This window comes from Acuticoccus sp. (assembly GCF_965213555.1).
Taxonomy (GTDB): domain Bacteria; phylum Pseudomonadota; class Alphaproteobacteria; order Rhizobiales; family Amorphaceae; genus Acuticoccus.
In genome coordinates this window covers 2,596,417-2,619,979 of sequence record NZ_OZ243890.1, presented here as the reverse complement: position 1 = coordinate 2,619,979, position 23,563 = coordinate 2,596,417, and the positions used below count along the sequence as shown (strand labels likewise).

18 protein-coding genes and 5 pseudogenes are annotated in these 23,563 nt (G+C 67.5%); 15 read left to right on the top strand and 8 right to left on the bottom strand.

Translation table 11 applies throughout. The annotated features are described in order from the left end of the window. Positions 1 to 45 precede the first annotated feature (45 nt). The 5 genes from ACOOE8_RS12360 to ACOOE8_RS12340 are packed head-to-tail and all read left to right on the top strand — an operon-like array spanning position 46 to position 5,329. On the top strand, positions 46 to 963 hold the full coding sequence (locus tag ACOOE8_RS12360) for an ABC transporter permease (protein ID WP_420391753.1): 918 nt from the start codon (positions 46 to 48) through the stop codon (positions 961 to 963). A 1-nt stretch (position 964) separates the two neighbouring features. Continuing rightward, positions 965 to 1,912, top strand: a complete 948-nt coding sequence (locus ACOOE8_RS12355; RefSeq protein ID WP_420391752.1) for an ABC transporter permease — start codon at positions 965 to 967, stop codon at positions 1,910 to 1,912. After that, complete coding sequence (locus tag ACOOE8_RS12350; protein WP_420391751.1) at positions 1,912 to 2,916, top strand: ABC transporter ATP-binding protein; 1,005 nt, start codon at positions 1,912 to 1,914, stop codon at positions 2,914 to 2,916. The genes ACOOE8_RS12355 and ACOOE8_RS12350 overlap by 1 nt, the downstream gene beginning before the upstream one ends. After that, positions 2,913 to 3,911 (top strand): ABC transporter ATP-binding protein, encoded by a 999-nt coding sequence (locus ACOOE8_RS12345; RefSeq protein ID WP_420391750.1) that lies wholly within the window; start codon positions 2,913 to 2,915, stop codon positions 3,909 to 3,911. The genes ACOOE8_RS12350 and ACOOE8_RS12345 overlap by 4 nt, the downstream gene beginning before the upstream one ends. Beyond that, complete coding sequence (locus ACOOE8_RS12340) at positions 3,908 to 5,329, top strand: M20 family metallopeptidase (RefSeq protein ID WP_420391749.1); 1,422 nt, start codon at positions 3,908 to 3,910, stop codon at positions 5,327 to 5,329. Before ACOOE8_RS12345 ends, ACOOE8_RS12340 begins: the two co-directional genes overlap by 4 nt. Positions 5,330 to 5,390: 61 nt before the next feature. On the opposite strand, the gene ACOOE8_RS12335 is transcribed toward ACOOE8_RS12340, so the two are convergent. Next, positions 5,391 to 6,725: an amidase gene (locus tag ACOOE8_RS12335; RefSeq protein WP_420391748.1), complete on the bottom strand. Its 1,335-nt coding sequence runs from the start codon at positions 6,723 to 6,725 to the stop codon at positions 5,391 to 5,393. Positions 6,726 to 6,732: 7 nt separating this feature from the next. Then, the gene (locus ACOOE8_RS12330; RefSeq protein WP_420391747.1) at positions 6,733 to 7,956 is read right to left on the bottom strand and encodes a serine hydrolase domain-containing protein; all 1,224 of its coding nucleotides are present in this window, start codon (positions 7,954 to 7,956) and stop codon (positions 6,733 to 6,735) included. Between the two features lie 442 nt (positions 7,957 to 8,398). Here ACOOE8_RS12330 and ACOOE8_RS12325 point away from each other — a divergent pair, with 442 nt between their 5' ends. The 4 genes and pseudogenes from ACOOE8_RS12325 to ACOOE8_RS12310 all read left to right on the top strand — a co-directional run bounded on the left by ACOOE8_RS12325 (position 8,399) and on the right by ACOOE8_RS12310 (position 11,352). After that, entirely contained in the window at positions 8,399 to 8,818 is a 420-nt protein-coding gene (locus tag ACOOE8_RS12325; protein ID WP_420391746.1) for a hypothetical protein, read from the top strand. 422 nt (positions 8,819 to 9,240) lie between these two features. Further along, positions 9,241 to 9,408 (top strand): annotated as a pseudogene (locus tag ACOOE8_RS12320) (IS3 family transposase); the annotation flags it as partial. Between the two features lie 21 nt (positions 9,409 to 9,429). Beyond that, positions 9,430 to 9,882, top strand: a pseudogene (locus ACOOE8_RS12315) (integrase core domain-containing protein); the annotation flags it as partial. A 528-nt stretch (positions 9,883 to 10,410) separates the two neighbouring features. Then, complete coding sequence (locus ACOOE8_RS12310; RefSeq protein ID WP_420391745.1) at positions 10,411 to 11,352, top strand: efflux RND transporter periplasmic adaptor subunit; 942 nt, start codon at positions 10,411 to 10,413, stop codon at positions 11,350 to 11,352. A gap of 196 nt (positions 11,353 to 11,548) precedes the next feature. Here the strand turns inward: ACOOE8_RS12310 and ACOOE8_RS12305 are convergent, their stop codons facing one another. Then, positions 11,549 to 12,910 carry an amidohydrolase family protein gene (locus ACOOE8_RS12305; RefSeq protein WP_420391744.1) on the bottom strand — a complete coding sequence of 454 codons (1,362 nt, stop codon included), beginning with the start codon at positions 12,908 to 12,910 and terminating at the stop codon, positions 11,549 to 11,551. A gap of 52 nt (positions 12,911 to 12,962) precedes the next feature. Then, a complete protein-coding gene (locus ACOOE8_RS12300) occupies positions 12,963 to 14,033 on the bottom strand; it encodes an amidohydrolase (RefSeq protein WP_420391743.1) in 1,071 nt (356 codons plus the stop codon). Here ACOOE8_RS12300 and ACOOE8_RS12295 point away from each other — a divergent pair. Next, positions 14,032 to 14,205, top strand: coding sequence for a hypothetical protein (locus ACOOE8_RS12295; RefSeq protein ID WP_420391742.1), 174 nt, complete (start codon positions 14,032 to 14,034; stop codon positions 14,203 to 14,205). The two genes, ACOOE8_RS12300 and ACOOE8_RS12295, sit on opposite strands and share 2 nt — an antisense overlap. 43 nt (positions 14,206 to 14,248) lie before the next feature. Here the strand turns inward: ACOOE8_RS12295 and ACOOE8_RS12290 are convergent. Beyond that, a pseudogene (locus tag ACOOE8_RS12290) lies at positions 14,249 to 15,098 on the bottom strand (IS5 family transposase). Between the two features lie 188 nt (positions 15,099 to 15,286). Further along, positions 15,287 to 15,600 (bottom strand): annotated as a pseudogene (locus tag ACOOE8_RS12285) (transposase); the annotation flags it as partial. A 389-nt stretch (positions 15,601 to 15,989) separates the two neighbouring features. Here ACOOE8_RS12285 and ACOOE8_RS12280 point away from each other — a divergent pair. After that, positions 15,990 to 18,266, top strand: coding sequence for a mechanosensitive ion channel family protein (locus ACOOE8_RS12280; RefSeq protein WP_420391741.1), 2,277 nt, complete (start codon positions 15,990 to 15,992; stop codon positions 18,264 to 18,266). Positions 18,267 to 18,712: 446 nt separating this feature from the next. Further along, positions 18,713 to 20,095 carry a DUF3299 domain-containing protein gene (locus ACOOE8_RS12275; RefSeq protein WP_420391740.1) on the top strand — a complete coding sequence of 461 codons (1,383 nt, stop codon included), beginning with the start codon at positions 18,713 to 18,715 and terminating at the stop codon, positions 20,093 to 20,095. A gap of 389 nt (positions 20,096 to 20,484) precedes the next feature. On the opposite strand, the pseudogene ACOOE8_RS12270 reads toward ACOOE8_RS12275, so the two are convergent. Further along, positions 20,485 to 20,736 (bottom strand): annotated as a pseudogene (locus ACOOE8_RS12270) (transposase); the annotation flags it as partial. Between ACOOE8_RS12270 and ACOOE8_RS12265 the strand changes: the two are divergent. The 3 genes from ACOOE8_RS12265 to ACOOE8_RS12255 all read left to right on the top strand — a co-directional run bounded on the left by ACOOE8_RS12265 (position 20,729) and on the right by ACOOE8_RS12255 (position 22,355). Continuing rightward, a complete protein-coding gene (locus ACOOE8_RS12265; protein WP_420391739.1) occupies positions 20,729 to 21,094 on the top strand; it encodes a toprim domain-containing protein in 366 nt (121 codons plus the stop codon). The pseudogene ACOOE8_RS12270 and the gene ACOOE8_RS12265 sit on opposite strands and share 8 nt — an antisense overlap. A gap of 499 nt (positions 21,095 to 21,593) precedes the next feature. After that, positions 21,594 to 21,875 (top strand): hypothetical protein, encoded by a 282-nt coding sequence (locus ACOOE8_RS12260; protein ID WP_420391738.1) that lies wholly within the window; start codon positions 21,594 to 21,596, stop codon positions 21,873 to 21,875. Positions 21,876 to 22,097: 222 nt separating this feature from the next. After that, a complete protein-coding gene (locus ACOOE8_RS12255) occupies positions 22,098 to 22,355 on the top strand; it encodes an SLOG family protein (RefSeq protein ID WP_420391737.1) in 258 nt (85 codons plus the stop codon). A 749-nt stretch (positions 22,356 to 23,104) separates the two neighbouring features. On the opposite strand, the gene ACOOE8_RS12250 is transcribed toward ACOOE8_RS12255, so the two are convergent. Further along, positions 23,105 to 23,371, bottom strand: a complete 267-nt coding sequence (locus ACOOE8_RS12250; RefSeq protein ID WP_420391736.1) for a hypothetical protein — start codon at positions 23,369 to 23,371, stop codon at positions 23,105 to 23,107. Positions 23,372 to 23,563: the final 192 nt, after the last annotated feature.

Below are 23,563 nucleotides of genomic sequence, written 5' to 3'. Positions count from 1 at the left end.
CCTGCCCGACCGTCGTTGCGCTGACACGGCGAAGGAGGACGATGGGTGGCAGCCTACCTGTTGAAGCGTGGTGGGGTCGCCGTGCTCGTGGCGCTGACCGTCTCGCTCCTCACCTTCTCGATGATCTACCTCGCCGGCGACCCGGCCATGGCGCTCGCCGGCGAGGCCGCGACCGAGCGCGACATCGAGAACATCCGCGAGTTCTACGGCTACAATCGGCCGATCCTCGTGCAGTACGTCGCCTGGCTCGGCAACGCGCTGACCGGCGACTTCGGCATGTCGCACTACCTGCGCCAGCCGGTCTCGGAGGTGATCTTCGCCCGCCTGCCCGTCACCATGCTGCTCGGCGCCTGCGCGCTCACCTTCGCGCTGACGCTCGCGATCCCGCTCGGCGTGGTGGCGGCGATCCGGCCCAACAGCCTGATCGACCGCATCGCGCTCACCATCGCCGTGGTGGGGCAGGCGATGCCGTCCTTCTGGTTCGCGCTCACCCTCGTCCTGTGGTTCGGCATCACGTGGCAGCTCCTGCCGATCACCGGCACCGGCTCCTGGCTCAACTTCGTGATGCCCTCGGTGGCGCTCGGGTACTACGTCACGCCCATCGTGATGCGCCTCACCCGTGCGGGGATGCTCGAGGTGCTGCAGTCGGACTACATCCGCACCGCGCGAGCGAAGGGGCTGTCGCCGTCGACGGTGCTGTTCAAGCACGCGCTGCGGAACGCGATCATCCCCGTGGTGTCGCTGGCGGCGGTGCAGTTCGGCTTCATGCTGGGGGGGTCGATCGTCATCGAGACCATCTTCGCGATCAACGGGCTCGGCTACCTCGCGTGGGAGTCGATCCAGCGGGCAGACCTGCCGATGATGCAGGCGATCGTCCTCGTGCTCTCGCTGTTCTACATCGTGCTGACCTTCGTTGCGGACCTGCTCAACGCCTGGCTCGACCCCACCATCAGGACGGCATGACATGAGCGTCGACGCCCCCGCCGCGGGTCCGGCCCCGGCCGCTCCGAAGTCAATCACCGCCGCGCCCCGCGAGGCGGCGCTCGTCGAGCCGAGCCCCGGCGCACAGCTGCGCCGCCGCGTGTTCGGCCACGCGGGGCTCGTCATCGGCGGCGCGGTGCTCGCCGTCATCGTGGTGGCGGCGATCCTCGCGCCGGTGCTGTCGCCCGGCGACCCGTACGACCAGGTCCTCGACCGCAAGCTGATCCCGCCGGTCTGGTTCGACAGCGCCGAGGCGACCTGGGACCACCCGCTCGGCACCGACCACTTCGGGCGGGACTACCTGACGCGGCTGCTCTACGGCGCGCGCATCTCCCTCATCATCGGCCTGTCGGCGATGGCGATCTCCATGGTCATCGGCACCGCCATCGGCGTCGCGGCGGGCTACTTCGGCGGGCGCGTCGACATGGTGGCGAACTTCGTCATCACGACGCGACTGTCGCTGCCCGTGGTCCTCGTCGCCCTCGCGGTCGTGTCGCTGGTCGGCTCCTCGCTCACCATGGTGATCTGGGTGCTCGGCCTCCTCATCTGGGATCGCTTCGCCGTCGTCATGCGCGCGGCGACGATGCAGGTGCGACAGCGGGACTACATCGCCGCCGCCGAGGCGCTCGGCGCGCCGCGATGGCGCATCCTCGCCACCGAGATCATGCCGAACATCATGAACGCGCTCATCGTCGTCGCCACCGTGGAGATGGCGCACGCGATCCTGCTCGAGGCGGCGCTGTCCTTCCTCGGCCTCGGGGTGCAGCCACCGGAACCCTCCTGGGGCTTGATGATCTCCGAGGCACGCGGGCTGATGTTCTTCGACGGCTGGCTCATCATCATCCCGGGCGCCGCGCTCTTCATGCTGGTCCTGTCGATCAACCTCCTCGGCGACGGCCTGCGCGACGTCACCGCCCCCGAGGCGCGCTGATGGCGCTCCTCGAGGCGCGCGGCCTGACCGTCGACATCCCCGTCCCCGCCGGGACGCTCCATGCGGTGCAGGGCCTCGACCTCACCGTGGCGCCGGGCGAGACGCTCGCCATCGTCGGCGAGTCCGGCTGCGGCAAGTCGCTCACCTCGCTCGCGCTGATGGGGCTGCTGCCGGCGCGGGCCAAGCGGTCGGCGCGCCGGCTGACCTTCGCCGGGGAGGACCTCACCGCGTTGTCGGAGCGGCAGATGTCGCGCCTCCGGGGCAACCGGATGGCGATGATCTTCCAGGAGCCGATGACGAGCCTCAACCCGGCCTACACCATCGGCGAGCAGCTCGCCGAGCCCTACCGCAAGCACAAGGGCGCCTCGAACGCTGCGGCGCGGGAGCGGGCGGTCGAGCTCCTCGCCAAGGTGGGGATCCCGGCGGCGGGCGAGCGGCTCGGCCAGTACCCGCACCAGCTCTCCGGCGGGCTGCGCCAGCGCGTGATGATCGCCATGGCGTTGATGTGCGACCCCGACCTGTTGATCGCCGACGAGCCGACCACCGCGCTCGACGTCACGATCCAGGCGCAGATCCTCCACCTCCTCGCCGACCTCAAGCGCGAGTTCGGCGCTGGGCTCATCCTCATCACCCACGACCTCGGCGTGGTGGCGCGCGTCGCCGACCGCGTCGCTGTGATGTACGCGGGGCAGATCGTGGAGACCGGGACGGCGCAGGACGTGTTCGCCGCGCCCGCGCACCCCTACACGCGCGGCCTCCTCGACTGCATCCCGATCCCGGGCCGCACCGCGCGCGGGGCGCGGCTCGGCTCCATCCCGGGCATCGTGCCCTCGCTGGTCGGCGCGTTCGACGGCTGCCACTTCGCCGGCCGCTGCCCGCACACCATGCCGATCTGCACCACGGGCGAGGTCGCCCAGCGCGAGGCCGGCGACGCCCACCGCTACCGCTGCGTGCTGACGCCCGACGGGACGGCGCTGGCCGAGCCCGAGGCGCGGGCCGCGTGAGCGCCCGGCCCGTCCTCGAGGCCCGCGGCGTCGCCAAGACCTACCAGGTGTCGGCCGGCTTCATGCGGTCGCGGCGGCCGCTGCGCGCGGTGGACGGGGTCGACCTGGTGATCCGCGAGGGCGAGGTCGTCGCCCTCGTCGGCGAGTCGGGCTGCGGCAAGACCACGCTCGCCAAGATGCTGATGGGGCTGACGCGCCCCACGTCCGGCACGATCGTGCTCGACGGCACCGAGATCGGCGAGCTCGGCCGCGTCGCGGTGGCCTCGCGCGTGCAGCCCGTGTTCCAGGACCCTTACTCCTCGCTCAACCCGAGGAAGCCGATCCGCGCCATCATCAAGCTCCCGCTCGTGGTCCAGCGCGATCCCGACCCCGCCTCTTGGGACCGCCGCGTCGACGAGATGATGGAGCTCGTCGGGCTGCCCTCGCGGGTCGCGCGCAGCTACCCGAGCCAACTGTCCGGCGGCCAGCGCCAGCGCGTCGCCATCGCCCGCGCCCTCATCAACCGCCCGCGCATCGTGATCTGCGACGAGCCGACCTCCGCGCTCGACGTCTCGGTGCAGTCGCAGATCCTCAACCTGCTGCAGGACCTCAGGACCGAGCTCGGCCTCACCTACCTCCTCATCAGCCACGACCTGTCGGTGGTGGAGCACATGGCGACCCGCGTCGCGGTCATGTACCTCGGCCGCATCGTCGAGGAGCGGGACGTGGACGGGCTGTTCGCGGCCCCGAAGCACCCCTACACCGAGGCGCTGCTCGCCTCCGTGCTGACGCCAGAGCCCGGGCTCGGGGTGCCCGACACCCACCTCGGGGCGAGCTTCCCGAACCCGCTCGACATCCCGCCCGGCTGCCGCTTCCATCCGCGCTGCGCCAAGGTCATGGAGCACTGCCCGTCGACCACGCCGCGACCGATCCCCCAGCCGAGCGGCCACGTGGAGTGCCTGCTTTACGAGGACGCGCGCGACCGCGCCCCAAAGACCTTGGAGGTTGCCGAGTGACCGACACCCTGACCAAAACCAACGTCGCCGAACGCGACGATGCCATCAACCACGCGACACGCTACCTCGATGAGGGCGGCTTCGAGCGCGATCTTGCCCGCCTGGTCGCGATCCCCACCGAGAGCCAGACGCCAGAGGGCCTGCCTCACTGCGAGCGCTACCTCGCCGAGGAGATGAGGCCGCTCCTCGAAGGCCTCGGGTTCTCCTGCGAGACGTTCGACAACCCGCTGCCCGGGTGCGGGCCCGTGCTCCTCGCCACGCGGCACGAGGCGGACGACCTCCCCACCGTGCTCGGCTACGGGCACGGCGACGTCATCCGCGGCCTGGAGGGGCGCTGGACCAAGGGCGACGGGCCGTGGCGCCTCGCGCGCGAAGGCGATCGGCTCTACGGCCGCGGCACCGCGGACAACAAGAGCCAGCACCTCATGAACATCGAGGCGATGCGGGCCGTGCTGGACACGCGGGGCGCCCTCGGGTTCAACGCCAAGGTGATGATCGAGACCGGCGAGGAGAACGGCTCCAAGGGCCTGCGCGAGGTGATGAGCGCGAACCGCGACGCCTTCATGGCTGACGTGTTCATCGCCTCGGACGGCCCCCGCGTGCGCCCGGACCGGCCGACCGTCTCCCTCGGCTGCCGTGGCGCCGTCAATTTCGAGCTCGCGTGCGAGCTGCGCGAGGGGGCGCGCCACTCGGGCAACTGGGGCGGCGGCCTCGCCGACCCGGCGGTGATCCTCGCCCATGCCATCGCCACCATCGTCTCGCCGACGGGGAAGATCCTGGTGCCCGAGTGGCGCCCGACGGAGATCCGCCCGGAGATCCGCGCGCTGCTCGCCGACGTCGAGCTCGACAGCGGCGGCGGGCCGTCCCACGATCCCGACTGGGGCGAACCGGGCCTCTCCCCTGCGGAGAACATCTACGCCTGGAACTCGTTCGCCGTGCTCGCCATGACCTCGGGCGTCCCCGAAAGCCCCATCAACGCCATCTCGGGGCGCGCAAACGCACACGCGCAGCTCCGGTTCGTCGCGGGCACCGACGTCGACGGGATCCTCCCCGCGTTGCGCCGACACCTCGACGACCACGGCTTTCAAAAGGTCGAGGTGCGCGACCCGCCGTCGGGCAACGCCGCCGGGTTCGCCGCGAGCCGGACGGAGCCCGACCACCCCTGGGCGCTGTTCGTGCGCACCTCGTTCGAGCGCACCCATGGCAAGCCGCCGGCGGTCGTCCCGCAGACCGGGGGGTCGATCTGCAACGACCTGTTCACCGACCTCCTCGGCATCCCGGCGATCTGGCTGCCCCACTCCTACTCGGGCTGCTCGCAGCACGCGCCCGACGAGCACGTGCTGCTGCCCACCTGCCGAAGCGCGCTCGGGATGATGGCGGGGCTCTACTGGGACATCGGCGCCGGTGGCACGCCCTGAGCTCCGGTCCATAGGTCGGCGAGGAGCGCCCAGCCGCTCCGGGTGAGCGGCGCGAGTCCGCTCACCCGGAGCGGATCGAGACCGAACCGGCCAGGGCCTCCGCGATGTCGATGAGCGCGGGCTCGCTCCACGGTCGGCCGATGAGCTGCACGCTCGCAGGCAAGCCGTCGGTGGCGATGGGGATCGCGATGGCCGGCACCCCGGCGACGTTGGCGAGGATGGTGAGCTCCGCGGGGCTCGCGCTGAGCGGCGCATCGTGCGGGACGGCGCGTTGCCCTGTCGTGGGCAGGAGGAGGACGTCGGCCACCGACAGCGCGCGGCGCACCGCCCCGCCGAGGCGACGCAGCCGGTCGGCCGCGCCCACCAGGCGCGGCGCCGGCACGGCCTCGCCGTAGCGCACCAACCGCGTGAAGGTGGCGCCGTAGCGCTCCGGCTGGGTCCTCATCCGCTCGCCGACGATCGCGGCCGCCTCCGCCTCGATGACGAGGAGCCCGTCCCGGGCTGCGTGCGCCGGCTCCCACCCGTCGATCGCGAGCGGGAGGAGCTGCGCGCCCTGCCGCTCCAGCGCACCCGCCGCACGCAGGGTCGCGGCGCGCACCTCGTCGTCGACGCTCGCCCGCGAGAGGTCGACGACGCCGACGGTGAGCGCCGCCGCGCCGTGGCGTACCGTCGGTGGCCGGCCGCGCGGCGGCACGCACTCGGGGTCGTCGGGGTCGTCGCCGGCGATGGCGGCGATGATGGCCCTGAGGTCGCCTGCGGCCCGGACGAGCGGACCGATGGTGTCGAGGCTCGGGGCGAGCGGCATGAGGCCGGTCCGCCCCACCGCGCCGCGCGTCGGCTTCAGCCCGAACAGCCCGCACCAGGACGCGGGGATGCGCACCGACCCCAAGGTGTCCGATCCGAGGGCGAACGGCACCAGCCCCGCCGCCACCGCCGCGGCGGACCCGCCGCTGGAGCCGCCGGGGGACAGTCCCTCGCCCAGCGGGTTGAAGCAGCGGCCGTGGTGCGGGTTGTCGGTGAGGGCGCCCAGCGCCCCCTCCTCGAGATTAAGCTTCGCGATGAGCACCGCACCGGCTCGGCGGAGCGCGGCCACCACGTGGGCGTCGCTCGCGTCGGCGCGGAGACCCTCGGCTGCGTGCCCGCCGGTCGTCACCATGCCGGAGACCGTGAGGTTGTCCTTCACTGCGAAGGGGACGCCGTCGAGCGGGCCGAGCGCCATCCCGTGCCTGCGACGGGCGTCCGAAGCCCGTGCCGCGGCCCAAGCGCCGTCCGGGTCGACGGCGATGACGGCGTTCAACGCCGCCGTGGCGTTGATGGCGGCAAGGGCTGCCGCCACCCGCGCCTGTGACGTCGTCTCACCCCGTTCGGGGCAGGACACGACGGTCCGGGACGTCAACGCGGCGTCAATCGCCGGCGAGCGCGCCGTAGACCCACTCGCGGGTCTGCCCGGTGTAGTACACGCGGTTCGCCGGGTCCTGGATCAGGAAGATCGCGAAGACGTCCTTGCGCGGGTCGACCCAGAAGTAGGTGCCCGCGAGGCCGCGCCACCAGTAGTCGCCGACGGTGCCGGGATAGTCCCCCTCCTCCTCGATGCGCACGGCGAAGCCGAGTCCGAAGCCGTACGCGTCGCCCGGGTAGAAGTAGCTGCGATCGAGCCCCTCGATGTGGTTCTCGGTCATGAACGCCAGTGTTTCGGGCCTGATGATGCGCACGCCGTCCAGGCTGCCGCGATTGCGCAGCATCATGACGAAGCGCAGGTAGTCCTCCATCGTCGACGTCAGTCCGCCACCGCCGGAGAGCATCGGCATGGGGTCGGCCATGTCGAACAGCGGCGTGACGGGCTGAGCGAAGCGCTCCGCCTGCGAAGGGTCCTGGAAGAACGCGGTGTCCGTCATGCCGAGGGGCTGGAAGATCATCTCGTCGAGCGCCTGGTCGAGCGGCATCCCGGTCGCGACCTCGATCACCCGGCCGAGGACGTCGGTGGAGCGGCCGTAGTGCCACGCCGTGCCAGGGTCGAAGCGCAGGGGCAGACGGCCCATGCGGCGGGCGAACTCGTCCGTCGTGATGTCGTCGTTCGCGACGCCGGCCTCGGCGTAGAGCTCGGCGAACCTTCCGTCGTCGAAGATGCCGTAGATCATCCCCGAGGTGTGCCGCAGAAGGTCGCGGACGGTCATCGTCGTCTGCGCGGTCCGACGCTTGTCCTCGGTGATGACATACGTTGCGCCGGCTGGCTGGAGCACCTCCATCGCGGCGAAGGGCGGAATGTAGGTGGCGACCGGTTCGTCGAGGGCGAGGCGGCCCTGTTCGACCAGCATCATCGCCGCGACGCTGACGATGGGCTTGGTCATGGAGTAGATGCGGAAGATCGTGTCGGAGGCCATGGGCGTCGGGTCGTCCGGCCCCTGCTGGCCCAAGGCCGCGAAGAAGCCGACCTTGCCGTTCCGGGAGATGAGGAGCAGGGCCCCGGGGACGCGACCCTCCTCGACGTCAGCCTCCAGCGCGGAGCGGACCCCCTCGAGCGCCTGGGCGTCGAGGCCGATGGTGACCGGGTCGGTCACCTCGATGTCGGCGGCCGCGGGGACGGCGAGCGTCAGGGCGAGCCCCGACGCGAGCATGAACCTGCGCATGGTCGTGTCCTCCTTGCATCGTTGTCGCGAGCCCTCCCCTAACACGGTTGACCGACGTGAACGTTCCCATGGCGCTGCAGCAAGGCCGTTCGCCGGTGGGACGGAGCGCGGGCGCCGCAGCTGTAGCAGTTCGTGAAGGTCAAGCTTGGTCCTGCCGGCGCTGACCGAAGCGAAGGGGACCGTTCTTCCGGCCGATCGGGGACCAGCTGCTCCCGCAGCTGTCTAGGCGCTTGCCGAGCACTCTTGCGCCGGGGGGTGTCGTGTGGCGCTGGGTGGCCGCATGGGCCTCGCTGCCCGAGGAGGCCGCGCACACGCAGGTCACGATCTTCCTCGGACCGGGCGAGGCGACCTTCCCCACCCCCCCCCTGCGGGACCGTGCCGCCGTTCGGCCGGCGCTGCGCGTTGCGTCGACGACCGGCCGCACCCTCGACGGCTGCCGCCGGTGCGCAGCGACCTCATCCGCCGCGAGCTGTCATATGTGCCGAGCTCCATCGCGGTGACCCGCGGCGGCACCCAGCAGCGCGACTTCTGCTCTTTGCCGGCAGCCCCAGCGTCCTACCCCCGAAGCGTCGACGCCTCCCTCGCGATGATCGAACGGCTACCGGCGCGTCACCCCTACGTCCTCGACGATCGCCTGTTCGGCAACCGCCGCGTCGCCGAGGCGATGTTCGACGGGATGGAAGGGATGGGCGACAGTACCGAGGTGCGGCAACCGTGGCACGTGGTGCTGCGCGGGAACCTCGTGGAACACGTCGCGCCGGCGCGGCCGGGCAGCCTGGCTATCGGCTCCGACACGTTCGATGCGGGAACCCTTGCGGGCTGCAGCAAGAGCAGGACCTTGCGCGAGACGGCGCCGCGATAGCGGAGGGCCCGTTCAACCTTGGCATCTGGGAGATCGACGTCCTCGGGTTCGGCAGGGATGGGGGCGACGTCGAGGTGCACCGCCGATCGCCCGGTGACGCATCGGATCACTACCGCAGCGTTCCACCACCAGACGCCGTACCCTGGGATCCACCTCCATGACGCCAAAGAGGTGGCGGTTCGCATCACGACGCGCGACGGGGACTTCTACGACCGGCGGCACGTGGTCTACCCGTCTGGCGCGGATGACCGACGACTCCGGGCAAGCGAGCGGCGAAGCGGCACTCGCACGAATAGGGTCGGCCGATGGCGAACGAACCGCAGCCCTTCGTGAAGCGGCTCGCGAGGAACCGTTCCGCCACGGGGGCCGACGGGCATCGATCCTAACGTCAATCGCCTACGTTGCCGCAGGCTCCAAACACACGGTCGGCGCTGAGCTACCGTTCGCACCAGGCGGAGAAGGATGCACCGGTGCTCGAACGCATGGTCGAGCTCTCGGCCCAGTATCCGCGCTACGGGTGTCGCCGGATCGCGGTCTTCCTCAGCCGCAATGGCCACGCCATGAGCGTTGAACGTGCGTATCGCCTGTGGGCGCCGACCGGGGCAACTCGTGTGTGAGCTACGACTTCGTCTTCGACCGCTGCGCCAACGGCCAGAAGCTGAAGTGCCTGACGGTCCCCGACGAGTGGACGAAGGAGGGTCTGGCGATCGAGGTCGACGGCTGCATCCGCTCCTCGCGCGTCATTGAGGTGCTGTCGCGGATCGCCTGCGAGCGCGGCGCGCCTCTTTATCTCCGGTCCGACAACGGACCGGAGTTCGTCTCCCGCGCGCTGCTCGCGTGGATCGTCGACCAGGGTATCGAGACGGCGTTGATCGACCCAGGCAAACCTTGGCAGGATGGGGCGGGAGAAAGCTTCAACGGCAAGTTCCCCGACGTGCCTGAGCCTCGAATGGTGCCGCTCGCGGGAGGCCAAGGCGATGATCGAAGCCTGGCGCCGGCACTTCAACGAGGTGCGGCCCCGCTCGAGCCTCGGCCATCTGACGCCGGCGGCGTTCGCCTCGAAGATCGGAACCGAACACCCAGCGGTCACGACGTGGCGGACCGCTGCGGTATGTGGTGCCTCCGCGACCCGCCCCGTCGTTCAACCGCTTCGCAAGGGGCAGTCTGAAGCAGCATCAGGGGCAGCTCACTCAAGCTAGGCGTGGTCCGAAGAAGCCAGGCAGGCCATGCCGGCACAGATGAGTTGTACGTTTAGCTCGTCCAAAACGCGGCGATCAGGTTCGGGCCGAACGCTGCTCACGAGCCGAGCTACAATTGCATGCGACGCCGCCAGCACGCGAGCGGCGTCATCCGACCTCGTCGGCAGTGACGAGGATGAAGGCTGCGTCCGACGTCCTGTTGGGTTGATGGGGATGAATATCAGACAACGTCGCGATCCGAGCACCTGGACAGCCGCGAAAAATGTGGTCCACTGTTGCTTCGGGAATTTCCGTTCCAATCAAACCAAATAAGTTCACCTGGCTACGCCAGCACTGCTTACGTTCACCAGGCGAGCGCCGCCCACCTGATCTTCCTCCTCACAGGAGCCAACCATGTTTCAGGAACGACCGAACTCGTCGCGGCAAGGTCGTGACGAGGGCGCTCCGAGGCGTAGCGTTCCCACGGCGTCAATCTGCGGTGCCGCGCTGCTTGCGCTTGCCGCGCTGCCCGCGGGAACGCCTGCTGCCGCACAGAGCGGCGTCGCGGCGAACATCGCCGAATACGAGGGTGTCGTGAGGGCTGCCCGGGAGGCGGAGATTTCTCCACTTTTCGACGGCTGGCTTACCGACATCCACTTCGTGCCTGGCCAGTATGTCGAGGAAGGCGATCTCTTGTTCGAGTTCAGCACCGGCGAGCGCACGCTTCTCCTCCAGATGGACCAGGCGCGGCTGAGCCGCGCCCGCGCTGAGCTCGCCCGCGCAGAAAACGCGCTCGAGCGCTCGCAGACACTGAGTGGTCGCGAGGTCATCCCGGCGGTGCGACTGCTCGAAGATAAGCTTAACAGGGACATCGCCGCGGCGAACGTTCGGGAGGCCGAACTCAAGGTCGAGATGTCACAGCTCGTCATGAGGTACCTCAACCTCCGGGCTCCGATTTCAGGAATTGTAAGCCGCCCGTACGTCATGGAGAACACGTACCTGACCAAGGAAGCGCGCGAAGACACTCGGATGGCGACGATCGCACAGCTCGATCCGATCTGGCTCGTGGCCGAGGTCCCGTACGAGGTCTACGCGCGCCGACGGCAGCAACTGATGTCCGATCGCGAGGCAATGAACGCCCTCGATCTATCCCTGGTCCTCCCGGACGGATCCACTTACGCGCATCGGGGGCGATACATCTCGGGCGGCTATGAATTTGATGAGGAGACACAGACCGCCGCGGTTTGGGCGCAGTTTCCGAATCCGGATCATCTTCTGCGACCCGGCCTGCGTGTCACGATCCGCTCGACGGTTCGATCCACCGGAGCACGGACGGCCCCACCGGAGCCGCAGTGAGATCTGTCGTCGCGCAGCCCGGCGGATGCCGACTGCGGGGGCACCGAGGAGACCCAAATAAGGGCCTCCTGGTCACGAGTTTTGCCGTAGGGCTGCGCTGATCTGCCATCGGGAGCGCGGCTAGTTGCGAACCTTGTGTACGCAACTATCGGTGCGCCGACTTTGAGCTGTTCTTTTAGTACATCCTTGCGGCTGACTACTCTGCGTCCGCGTTCTTGAAGAGTTGCCCGTCCTTCATGATGACCGCAATGTTGGACTCATCCGCGATCAGGTCGAGGTCGGCCAGCGGGTCACCGTCGATCAGCAGCAGATCGGCCAGCGCGCCTTCCTCCACCACGCCAAGATCGCCCTTGTAGGGGGCGCGGTTGCCCGAGAGCGCCAGAAGCTGCGCATTGTCGTGCGTGGCCATCTTCAAGACCTCGGCCGGCTCGAACCAACGCACCATCTTGGCGAGCTGCGCCGCCTGACGCGTGGCCAGCTGGGGATCAAAGAGCGTGTCAGTGCCCCACGCCAGCCTGACGCCGTACTCCTTGGCCAACCTGTAGGCGTTGTCGGTGCCGGCGGTCATTTCAAGCTGCTTCAAGCGGTTGGCCGAGCCTTCCGGGAAGGGAACGGCATCCTCGTCATCGAGGAAGGGCTGCATGCTCCACCAGATGTCTTGCTCGGCCATGATCTGCACGGTCTCCTCGTCGAGGAGCTGACCGTGGTCGATGCACTGCACGCCGGCGCGGATCGCCGTCTGCACCGCGTCGGGCGTGTAGGCGTGAACGGTGACGTACGTGCCCCAATCCTGTGCTGCCTCCACGGCGGCGCGCAGCTCGTCCTCGGTGAACTGACTGACGTCGAGCGGATCGTAATTTGATGCGACACCGCCGCCGGCGGCCAACTTGACTTGGCTCGCGCCCTGCATGAGCTGCTCGCGCACACGGCGCAGCACCTCGGCGCGGCCATCGGCGAGACCAGAAAAACCCAGCTGATCGGTGAAATGCAGCGGGTCGTTGGACCCTCGGGGAATGTCATGGACGGAGCGGTAGTCGGCATGGCCCGAGGTCTGCGAGATCATCGCGCCCGACGGCCAGATGCGCGGGCCGGCGATCACGCCTTCGTCGATCGCGCGTTTGAGACCGAAGGTCGGGCCGGCCAGATCGCGCACCGAGGTGAAGCCGCGCATCAGCATCCCCTCGGCGGCCTGCCCGCTGATCAGGGTAACGTAATTGGGGTCGGCCGTCATCATGGCCGCGATCGGGATGGTCGACATGACGATGTGAACATGCGCGTCGATCAGTCCCGGCATGAGCGTGCGGCCATCCCCGGCGATCACGGTGGTGCGCGTGCTGTCGTCCGTGACGATGGGATCGGTCGATATAGAGTCGATGACATTGCCGCGCACAAGCACGTTCGACGGTCGCGAGAGTTCCGCATCAGTGCCGTTGAAGATGCGCACATTCTCGAAGAGGATGCTGGCTGCGCCTTCTTCCTGCGCCGATAGCGGTCCTGAGACCAGGGCGGCAAGCGCCAGTGGCAGAGTAGCGGCGCGAAGCGCGCGGAGGGCCATCATGCTGATTTCCTTGGTTGAGGGGTCAAAGCGACCATGCTCGCGGTGCCCGTAGTCATTTGGCCATCAGCTCCAAGACCAATACCGCCGCAACCTCGGTGCCCAGCGGGATCGCGTCGAGATCGACGATGAAGTTCGGATTGTGCGCCGCGAACGGAACGGCCTGCCCGCGCGCCCGCGCCTCGGCGAAGACATCCGGATCCGCGATGCCGACCGCCATGTAGGCGACCTCGGCATTCTCATGCGGGCTGGGCAGGATATGCGCGTCTTCCGACCCGGTAGCAGGTGGGAATTCCTTCACGACATTCTCCTCGCCAAGCAGCTCGGCAAGCGGCTCCTCAAGACGTTCGATCAACGGGGCGTCGTTGACCAAGGGCGGCGAATAACCCTTCATCACCATGTCGGGCATCCTGTCGTCCGACATGCCGTAAGTCCTGGCGATCCCATTGTTGATGCTGCGGATGCCCGAGATCATCGTCTCGCGCGTCTGGGGTGTGAAGAAGCGCAGGTTGATCTTCACCAGCGCCTCGTCCGGGATGACGTTGTTGTCCGTTCCGGCCTGGATCGAGCCGACGGTTAAAACGGCGGTTTCCAGCGGCGGCACCACCCTTGAGACGATGAGTTGGTATTGGGTCACAGCAAAGGCCGCCATCACCACCGGATCTTTGGCGAGCTGCGGCGTGGAGCCGTGCCCTCCGATGCCGTGAAACGTCACGTCGATCTGATCGGTGCCTGCCATGATCGTGCCGGCACGGGCTGCGACGATTCCGGTGGGAACCGGCGCGGTATGCAGCGCCACGAAGTGATCCGGCACCGGGGCGTCGTGTTCGGTGTAAAGCCCGTCATCGACCATCGCCCGCGCGCCGGTGATGAGCTCTTCAGCAGGCTGGCCGATCAGGACCAGCGTTCCGCCCCAGCTCTCCTTGTTCTCGGCCATGATCCGCGCCATGCCCAGCATCCATGTCACATGGGCGTCATGCCCGCACATGTGCGCCACGGGCGCCTCGACCCCATCGGAGCGCTTGACGCGCACGGTGCTGGCGCAATCAAGGCCTGTCGCCTCCTCCACCGCGTTGGCGTCCATATCGGCGCGGTACATTGCCGTAGAGCCGTCGCCGTTTCGCATGACACCCATCACGCCTATGACACCAGCTGGTCGTGACGTCGAAGCCGAGCGCTTCAAGCTCGTTCGCGACGATCCCAGCGGTCCGCGTTTCCATGAAGCCGAGTTCGGGATCCCTGTGGATGTCCTTGAAGATCGCGACCAGACGGTCCGTGTCGCTGCCGACGGCGGTTGATATCGTTTGCGTGAGGTCGGGGGTAACGGCCTGACTCAAAAGCTTAAGCTGGCCGGTCGAGGCGCTTGAGTGCGATGCGGATTGCCGCGATGGCGACGAACGCGGCGAGGGCGTCGGCGAGGTTCTCGTCGTCCTTGGCTAGGCGGCGGTTGCGGCCGAACCAGGAGAAGGTGCGCTCGACGACCCAGCGCCGCGGCTCGACGAGGAAGCCCTTGGTGTTGTCGCTGCGGCGGACGATCTCCATCGAGAGAACCGGGATGTCAGCGACGGTGGCCTTGACCTGCCGGGCATCGTACCCGGCATCGGCCCAAACGAGTTCGAGCCACGGGAAGCGGGCGCGATGCGCGACAGCACCAGCGCCGCGCCGTCCCAATCCTGTACCCCGGCCTGTACCCCGGCCGAGTGGACGACGATGCGCAGCGGTACGCCTTCGGTGTCGACCAGCGCGTAGATCTTGCGCCCCTTCACCCGCTTACCGGCGTCGTAACCCACCTTGCCGCCTTTCGAGCCCCCTTTTCGGCCGACTTCACCGTCTGGCTGTCGAGGATAGCGGCGCTGGGGCTTGCCTCGCGGCCGATGCGCTCGCGCAGCGCCACGCGGAGTTCCGCCCAGATCGCTTCGCAGGTGCCCTCGCGCTGGAACTTGCGGAAGATGTTGTACACGGTCGAGCGAGGCGGGAAGCCGTCGCGCGGCAGATAACGCCACGGGCAGCCCGTACGCAGCAGGTAGAGGATGGCGTTCAGCGCCGCCCGCATGTCGATCTTGCGCGGCCTTCCGCCCGGCGAGGCCGGCGGGATGAGCGGCGCCAGCCTGTCCCACTCCGCGTCCGTCAGATCGCTCGGGAAGCCGTTGTCACCCTGCCGATGCTGCTCGCGCTGCTCCTGCGTCCACATCCGCAATCGCCTTCCAATCAGTCGAGAGGATCATCCCAAGCCAGCCTTAACGGGCCTTTTGGGTCAGGCTGTTAGCCCTTCCGACATCGCAGCCGTTGTTCCGAAGGCTAGGCTCCAAACTCGTTCAGAGCCAGAAGGCAAGCAGAGCGGCGAGGGCGACGGCGGAGAGGAAGTTGTCGGCGAGCTTCGTGGGCTGAGCGGTGCGCCTTGACATAGCTGGAGTCGATCGATGCGCTCTGCGGCAGACTGCCGGCAGCGGTCAACGCCTCCAGAAGCCCCGTCCAGAACCGCCGAGCGACCAGCGATTGAAACGGTTGTAGACCGTCGTGTGCGGCCCGTACTCGGACGGGCAGTCGCTCCACCGGCAGCCCGCATTCAGAACGTGAAAGATCCCCGAAAGCACCTGCCGGTCCTCCACCCGCCGCGCACCGGGCTGGTTCGTCGGAAGATGCGGCTCGATCGCCGCCCACTGCTCGTCGTTCAGCCAGAACAGGTTCGCCATGCTCGATCTCCCACCTCACCATGCCTGAGAGACACTCGCGACGCCGCTTTTCCAAAACGTTACTTGGGTTTGGAGCCTAGCGCAGCCCCGGTCATTAAGAATTTGACGAATTTGGATAGCCCGAAGTTCATGTCAGCGTCCACTTCGAAGATGCGGTGATGGATCGGACATGGCTCTGGAGCTTTCTGCCATGGCAGTCCCGATCGTGATCTCGCTCGCCGCTTAAAAACCTCAAACAACCACGGTGCTTTCGGCCTAAGCTCGCCAGGCTTGACGCACATCGAGGTTGTGGTTCCTTTTCATACGCCACCTCATCATCGTCAGCTGATGGATCCGCGACCGAACCGTCCCGATCAACGGCAGCGTCACCGCGAGAGTAGAAGGCACGCATGCCAGACGTTCGAGCTTTCATCGCAGGCCTTGTACTTTCGCTCGCACTGGTCGCCGGTGCCGCGACCGCGCATGCGCAAAACCGACCGTCGGAGGCGTCAGTCACGGTCCTTCCTGACACTCTCACCGAAGCGGCGATCCGCAACGTCCTAGCACAGCTCGACGACCGCCAGGTGCGGGCGCTCCTGTTGGAGCGTCTCACCGCCGAAGCGGAACGCCAAGCGGCGGCGCTCGCTGCTGAGGACGAGCGCACCCTCGGCGATTTCCTCGCCACAGGCGCAGGCAACTTCGGCACCTTCCTCGCCGATGTGATCGTGAAGGTGCCGAACTTGCCGGGGGAGATTGAAGCCGCTTTCATGACCTTTGCCGAGCGGCGCGGCGACACGCCTCTGTGGCGCTTCTTCGTCACGCTCGGCGTCGCGCTGGGGCTCGGGGCCGGCGCCGCAGCCCTTTTCGCGAGGTGGAGCCCGTCGTCGGGCAACACCGGAACCATCCTTCACGGGTCCGGCCTATTTCGCCACGTCCGTATTCTCGCGATCCGCTTCGGCCTGCAGATCCTGGTGGTCGCCGTTTTCGCCTTCTGCGCCCTTGCCATCAATGCTTGGATCAACGCCGACAAGCCGACCGACCGCGAGACGATTGCGCGCGTTGTGACAGCCCTGACATGGGTATCGCTCACCCTCATCGTCGCCCGCTTCCTGTTTGCACCGAGCCGCCCGGATCTTCGGCTCGTTGCGATCGAGGATGCTGACGCGCGCTGGCTCACAGGGCGTGCCGTCATCGTTGGTGCCGTCTTCATGCTTGGCTTCGGCTTCACGGGTTGGCTGGATGCGATGGGCAGCCTCTACGTCGACAGCTGGCATGGTTTTTGGGTCAACACCGCCGGCCATGTGGTCCTTGGCGTCGTCTTGTGGCAGGCGCGCTTCATCCTCCGCCGCATTTTGAGCGGCGAGGCGGTGGGGACATCCGAGGAGCCGGCTCTCTACCGTGCATGGCCCGCCATTGCAGTAGGCCTCGTCGCTCTCAATTGGCTTATCATCGGGATCGTCGTCGCGAACGCCTACGTGCCCGATGATCTCTTCAGCACGATCGCGACGACGCTGATCCTCCTGGTGGTGCTCCCCTTTCTCGATCAGATGCTCGGCGCTGTCGTCAGGATACTCGTCGCGGGGGACGAGACCGCATCCGATGTCCTGAAGGCCGCCCGCGAACAGACACGTCGCGGTACCTTGCGCATTGCCCGTGTCGTCGGTGCGATCGTGCTTCTGCTCGTCGTTCTGGAGGCGTGGGACGTCGACCTTGTCACCCTGGCGGAGCGCGGGATCGGCGCGGCTTTCGCGGCCGACCTCGTCGGTGCGCTCCTCATCGTCGGCGTCGCGTACGTGGCGTGGGAGGCGATCCGCGTCGTCATCGCCCGTCAGATCGCCATGGAACGCGTCCGGCTCGGCCTCGGCGTGCCGTCGGACGGTGCGCCGGAGGGTGAAGGTGGTGGCACCGGCGCGCGCCTTGGAACCCTTCTGCCTCTCGTCCGCGTGTCGGCGACCGTCGCGATCGTCGTCATGGCGGTGCTCACTTTGCTCGGACAGTTCGGTGTAAACGTCCTGCCCCTCGTTGCAGGTGCCGGCGTCGTCGGGCTTGCGATCGGGTTCGGCGCGCAAACGCTCGTGCGGGACATCGTGTCGGGCATCTTCTTCCTGATCGACGACGCGTTTCGGACCGGCGAATACATCGACGTGGGTGACACCAAAGGCACCGTGGAGCGCATTTCGGTGCGCTCCATGCAACTGCGGCATCACCGCGGCATCCTCAACACGGTCCCTTTCGGGGAAATTACCCGCGTCTCGAACCTCTCGCGCGATTGGGTGATCATGAAGTTTCCGCTACGCCTCCGCTATGGAACGGACACGGAAAGAGTCCGGAAGATGATCAAGAAGCTCGGAGAGGAGCTTCTTGATCATCCTGAGTACGGCCACCAGTTTCTTCAGCCCCTGAAATCTCAGGGCGTCGTGGAGATGGAGGACTCCTACATGATCGTCCCAGTGAAGTTCATGGCTCGCCCGGGCGAGCAATGGATGCTGCGCAGGCTGGTTCTGACCAAGATCCACGAATTGTTCGAGAAGAACAACATTCGCTTCGCAAGCCGCGAGGTCACAGTCCGCCTCGGTGACGACCATTCGACCGCCAGCCTCAGTCCCGCGGATCGTGAAGCCGTCGCTGGTGCAGCGGGTCGGTTGATCCACCAAAAGGAAGGCAGCACGGCAGACGCCGAACGCTGATCGTCGTACCGCAAGCCATGGCTGCGGCGGAAGCTTAAGACTGATGCCACCCTCCCCGCAATCTTCGCTCGAAGGAAAGCGGACACAATGCTCATGATCGTTGCCCGAATTCTTGACGCCGTCGGTCCGGATCTCACCAACGGGCAGGATGCCGTATCGAAGAGGTCTGACCCGCGGCGGGGGGCGAAGTGCTCGCCGCCCGGACGGGGTCCGTGTCGTAGATGGCGGTGGGCGCGTCATGCCTCCGTGCTTCACCATACGACTTTCATAAGAACACGATGTAGGCTCACGGCAACCCGAGGAACAACCATGTTAGTCGTTTGTCGCTTGGCCGCCCTTGTCTGCTTGTTGGCAGGCGTCCTCCCAAACGCGACTCTTGCCGCACCCCTTGCAACGTGGGATGCGCTGGCTCCCTTTGCGAAGCCGTACGAGGATCCCATCCTCGCATGTCGCTCGACCACAAGCGCGATCTGCGGGACGTGTTGCGGGCGAACGAAGCCGCCGCAGCGAGCCAGCGTGATCCGGCGCTGACCGCGGCGGGCAAGGCCGCCCGCCAGCGGCTTCTGGACGCTGGGCTCGACGCCGACGTCCTCCTTGACCAACGCCTCGCCGTCATGAAGCGACGCCGCGAGGCGGCCACGGGCGTCAGCCAAACGCACATTGGTGACGCCATCCTCATTGACGGCTACATCCTGCCGCTGCGCTGGCAGGACAAGCGCGTCGTAGAATTCTTACTTGTCCCTTGGGTCGGAGCCTGCATCCACACGCCGCCGCCCCCACCGAACCAGATCGTCCACGTCGCTTATCCGGATGGTGTCACGGTGGAAAAGCGTTTTGCGGCGGTGCGGCTCAAGGGTGTGCTGCGTCATCAGCCGGCCGAGCACGACCTTTTTCTGATCGATGGGAGGCGCAAGGTCCCAGCGTCATATGTGCTCGACGAGGCGACCATCTCTGGAACGCCAGGCGAGGTTGTTGCCGCGTCCTCCGCGAGCGGCGACGGATCGCTGTTCACGCGCGCGCAGATGCGGATCACAACCATACTCACAACGTCCATGACCGCGATCAATCAGGGGCATTCGATCGGTGCGATCCTCGTCGCGGTCGCCATCGCGTTCGCCTACGGCGCGCTCCACACCCTTGGCCCCGGCCATGGCAAGGCGCTCGTCATTTCCTACTTCGTGGGCGCTGGCGGGACTGCGCGCAGCGGTATCCTTATGGGAGCGCAGATCGCGCTCACCCACGTGGTATCTGCCGTGGTGCTTGTCATTTTGCTCGACCTCGCGGTTCGCCAGACGACAGGGAACGCGCCGTCCGACTATCGCCTCATCCGCCTCTTGAGCTACGGCGCGATTGTTGCGATCGGCGCCTTCATGGTCTGGCAGGCTGTGACGGCACTGCGACACCGCCACGGCGGGACCGACCATCGCGCATCCGGCTGTAGCGCCTGCACAGCGGCTGGATCCCCGCGCCAGGTTGGGCTTGTCGGCCTTGCGGTTGGTATCGTTCCCTGCACAGGGGCACTGATCGTGATGCTGTTTGGCCTTGCCCATGGGCTCATCGCCCCCGCGAGCCTTTTGGTAGGAGCCATCTCACTCGGGATGGCGGTGACCATGTCCGCTATCGGTCTTGCCGCGATCTGGGCAAGGAGCATCGCTGAACGGAGGTTGGTCGGCCATGGGCGGCGAAGTCGCGCCGTTGCGTTAGGAGCGCAGTTTGCAGGCGCGGTGTGCGTGTTTGCAATCGGCGGAACACTCTTTGTCGTCACGCTCGCGCACCCTGACAGCAGGATCGACGCACCCGCGCTTCAGATCGACACCCGCCTGCGATAACCTCCGCCAAACACGCATGCTTGCAGTCGATGTCAGCGACGCGCTCGGTCTATGCGAGCACATCCTGAATTTGGCGGAGGTTGCCGACCGTGATGTGGATGATGTTTGCCAAGGCGGTTTTGTCGATCGGCAGGGGTCGACCTGCCTGGCTTCTTCCGACCACGCCTAGCTTGAGTGAGCTGCTCCTGATGCTGTTTCAGACTGCCCCTTGCGAAGCGGTTGAACGACGGGGCGGGTCGCGGAGGCACCACATACCGCAGCGGTCCGCCACGTCGTGACCGCTGGATGTTCGGTTCCGATCTTCGAGGCGAACGCCGCCAGCGTCAGATGGCCGAGGCTCGAGCGGGGCCGCACCTCGTTGAAGTGCCGGCGCCAGGCTTCGATCCGCTTTTTGCGGCGACGTCTTCCATCACCTCGATCTCGAGGTCCCGCTCGACCCCAGCTTCTTCCGCTGCGTTCTACGCTTCGAGCTGCTTCAGCCGCCGCACGTCGTCGGCCTCGAATGCGCGGAAGCGCTTGCGCCAGGTGTCGATGGTCTGCTCGCTGACGCCGTGCCGCTCGGCCACCGTCGCAGCCATGTCGCGCTCGTTCTCCCGCAAGATCGGTACCATCTGCTCGTCCGTGAACCTTGATTTGCGCATCCTTCCCTCCATGCCGGAGAGCAGCCTCGCGAAGCTCACCGATGCGCATGGCCAGCTCGTCGGCCTGCATCGGACCGGGCTCGACCCTTTGACCTCGGACGAGGCACCGCTCGATCCGGCACGCAAGGCGATGGGCAAGCTGTTGGGTCACGAGGTGCGCTTCGGCCGGGCGAGCGATTTGCTCGGCGCGGGCGAAGGCATCGAGACGGCGCTGTCCGTGCGGCTCGCCTTACCGCGCCGTCCGGTGATCGCCGCGCTGTCCGCCCACCACCTTACTGCGCTTGCGCTGCCACCGAGGTTGAAGCGGCTCTTCGTCGTCGACGCGGACGCCGCCGGCGCCAGGCTGCCGGTCGGCTGACGCCTCGAGCCGAGGCGGTCGGCATCGAGACCATCCACCTGCACCCCATGGGCAACGACGCGAACGACGACCTGCGCACACTCGGGGTCGATGAGCTGCGTGCCCATCTTCGCTCCCAACTCGCCGCGACGGACGCTGAGCGGCTCATGCCCTGACGGATTCAATATTGTCGTGCACGTGAGCGATCCCATCCGGGCGCCGGGCCATGCGGCCGTTGCCAGCCCGGGGATTGACCGGGACCTGCAAGCCTTCGGGCGTCGCCCAACCCGCAAGGGGTCGCTCGTACCGAGCTTGCGCGCCGCCCGATACCGGTCGGGCCATCCCCTGCCAACGGCCACCCGGCCCCGTGGAGGATTTCTCCCATGCTCACCGAAACAGTCTCCAGCACCGCTGCCGTCATCGAACACATCGCGCTCCATGACCTGCACCCGCCGCCAAACGAGCGGATCAGCGCACGCCGCCCGACATCGACGCCCTCACCGGCATCGTGGAGCACGCCATGAACGCCTTCACCGGCGTCGCGGAAGGCACGCTCATACGGACAATATTGCCGAGCTGCTCTTGGTCGCTGACGAACGTCTTCCACCGGTGGCTCACCACCCTCGACCACCGCCTCGGCGAGAACGAGGACGCGCAGAAGACGCTGACCCGCGAGCAGGACGGCTCGGAGGTGAGGTCCGTCGAGCTGGAACGCGCACTCGCCATGGGCGAGCCCTTGTGGAGCGATGCGCCGCCTTCGAGGCGCTGCGCGACGCCGCGGCGCAGGAGCACGCCATGCTGACCGGGTCCCCCTGGCACCCACGATCGGGCTCGCGCACCTCGCACGCCAAGCTCACCAGCGCCGTGATCGACAGGTTTGCTTGGCGTGCCGCCAAGCGACGCCGCGAGAGCGAGGCCACCTGCCCTCAAGGCACCAGAACCGCCTTCACCGGCGGCACGGACGTCACCGACCACCGCGCGGTCTTCCAAGTATTGGATCGCGCCCTACGCGAAGCATCCGGACATGGTGCTGATGCACGGCGGCTCGTCGAAGGGCGCCGGGCTGATCGCCGCCAGGTGGGCCGACGCCAAGGGCGTGGCGCAGGTGGTCTTTCGGACCGACTGGACGCGGCACGGCAAGGCCGCCCCGTTCAAGCGCAACGACGCGCTGCTCTGCGGAGCTTCCCGTCGGCTCATCGCCTTCCCCGGCTCGGGGATCACCGACAACCTCGTCGACAAGGCCCGCAAGCTCGGCATCCCGGTAATGCGGGCGGCCGCGTGACAACACTGGGGCGGCGTACGCCGCCCCTTCACTCCGCTCGGCAGCAGGGGTCGGGTCCTGCGCTCCGGTCACCGCCTCAGGCAACCCGGCACACCTCCATCCGCGTGCACGCAGCGCATTGGCAGCACCACGGACGCTCGGATCGGGCGCATTCCGGACGGGCGTCATCGCTCGACTTGCGCGGCATGATCGGAAGACGAGGTCGGGTCAGCGTGTCGGACACCCGCGGACGCTCAGGGGCACCCAGGGTGTCCAAGGGATCGGGCTCTGGGTGCCACAAGCCGTCCGGCAGCGGACGGCGGGAACAATGACCTGCTCGGCCGACGGATTGCGACGTCCGACAATCGAATGCGAGGGTCCGGCGGCGTCGTTCTGCCTCGGTTGCTCCATGCCACAGTCGAACGCTGCGCGGTCGTGATGACGCGCGACGGCTTTTACCGCGAGCGCCAGCTCGTCGAGCGGATCTTCAATCGGATCAAGAGCACCGAAACGGGGCAACTCCGCAGCATCGCGTGCGCGCCGGGAGGTTCTTGCAGCGTGCGAAAGGCCTAGCGGGCTCGGACGCTCGGCATCGCCGAGGGGCCGAGCAGACCCAGCACCGCGTGCGCCGCGGGGACCGGCCAGCATCCCAGTTGGCCCAGCACGCCGCGGCTGGCAGTTCTGGACGCTCAGGCGGTCTCGGCACACCGTGTGGGAAACCCTGCCGCAACGTCCTCCGTCGATCGTCCCGCTGGTCCGGGACGGTATCGCTACCGCTTCGGCGGTGGAAGCTCCCCGTGCATCTCGAGGGGCGTGCGCTCGTGAACCGCGGCGTGCAGGCCAGCCTCCTCGTGCGCCACCTCGAGGAGGTAGGCCAGGAACCCATGACCGCTGTTCACGGCAAGGCCCATGAGCTCGCCGCACATCTGGGCAATGTACTCGGCCGCCTCCCGGCTCGACACGGGTGAGAAGGGCTCCGTCGGCACGTAGTCACCGACGACATGCGTGTTGCCGTCCAAATCCTGTCGGAACTGCATGGTTCCCCTCGATCTCTGCTGGCCTTGACCCTTCGCGACGGGACGGACATTAGTGGTCCCGGCTTCCGCGAAGCTTGCACCGCCGTCGCCTGACAAACCATTACAACTTGTCGGGGTATCAGTGCCCATAAGCCGAGCGCGCCCTTTGCGTTCGCCGGCCTTCCTCTCTATGTGCGGGGCGCTTGAGGGGGC

Bases quoted from the DNA above. Each gene is read 5' to 3' on its own strand.
- ACOOE8_RS12330 (WP_420391747.1), bottom strand. From the start codon at position 7,956: ATGCGCAGGTTCATGCTCGCGTCGGGGCTCGCCCTGACGCTCGCCGTC.
- ACOOE8_RS12255 (WP_420391737.1), top strand. From the start codon at position 22,098: ATGGTGCTGATGCACGGCGGCTCGTCGAAGGGCGCCGGGCTGATCGCC.
- ACOOE8_RS12300 (WP_420391743.1), bottom strand. From the start codon at position 14,033: ATGCGAAACGGCGACGGCTCTACGGCAATGTACCGCGCCGATATGGAC.
- ACOOE8_RS12295 (WP_420391742.1), top strand. From the start codon at position 14,032: ATGACACCCATCACGCCTATGACACCAGCTGGTCGTGACGTCGAAGCC.
- ACOOE8_RS12310 (WP_420391745.1), top strand. From the start codon at position 10,411: ATGTTTCAGGAACGACCGAACTCGTCGCGGCAAGGTCGTGACGAGGGC.
- ACOOE8_RS12260 (WP_420391738.1), top strand. From the start codon at position 21,594: ATGAACGCCTTCACCGGCGTCGCGGAAGGCACGCTCATACGGACAATA.
- ACOOE8_RS12250 (WP_420391736.1), bottom strand. From the start codon at position 23,371: ATGCAGTTCCGACAGGATTTGGACGGCAACACGCATGTCGTCGGTGAC.
- ACOOE8_RS12355 (WP_420391752.1), top strand. From the start codon at position 965: ATGAGCGTCGACGCCCCCGCCGCGGGTCCGGCCCCGGCCGCTCCGAAG.
- ACOOE8_RS12350 (WP_420391751.1), top strand. From the start codon at position 1,912: ATGGCGCTCCTCGAGGCGCGCGGCCTGACCGTCGACATCCCCGTCCCC.
- ACOOE8_RS12275 (WP_420391740.1), top strand. From the start codon at position 18,713: ATGTCGCTCGACCACAAGCGCGATCTGCGGGACGTGTTGCGGGCGAAC.
- ACOOE8_RS12280 (WP_420391741.1), top strand. From the start codon at position 15,990: ATGCCAGACGTTCGAGCTTTCATCGCAGGCCTTGTACTTTCGCTCGCA.
- ACOOE8_RS12305 (WP_420391744.1), bottom strand. From the start codon at position 12,910: ATGATGGCCCTCCGCGCGCTTCGCGCCGCTACTCTGCCACTGGCGCTT.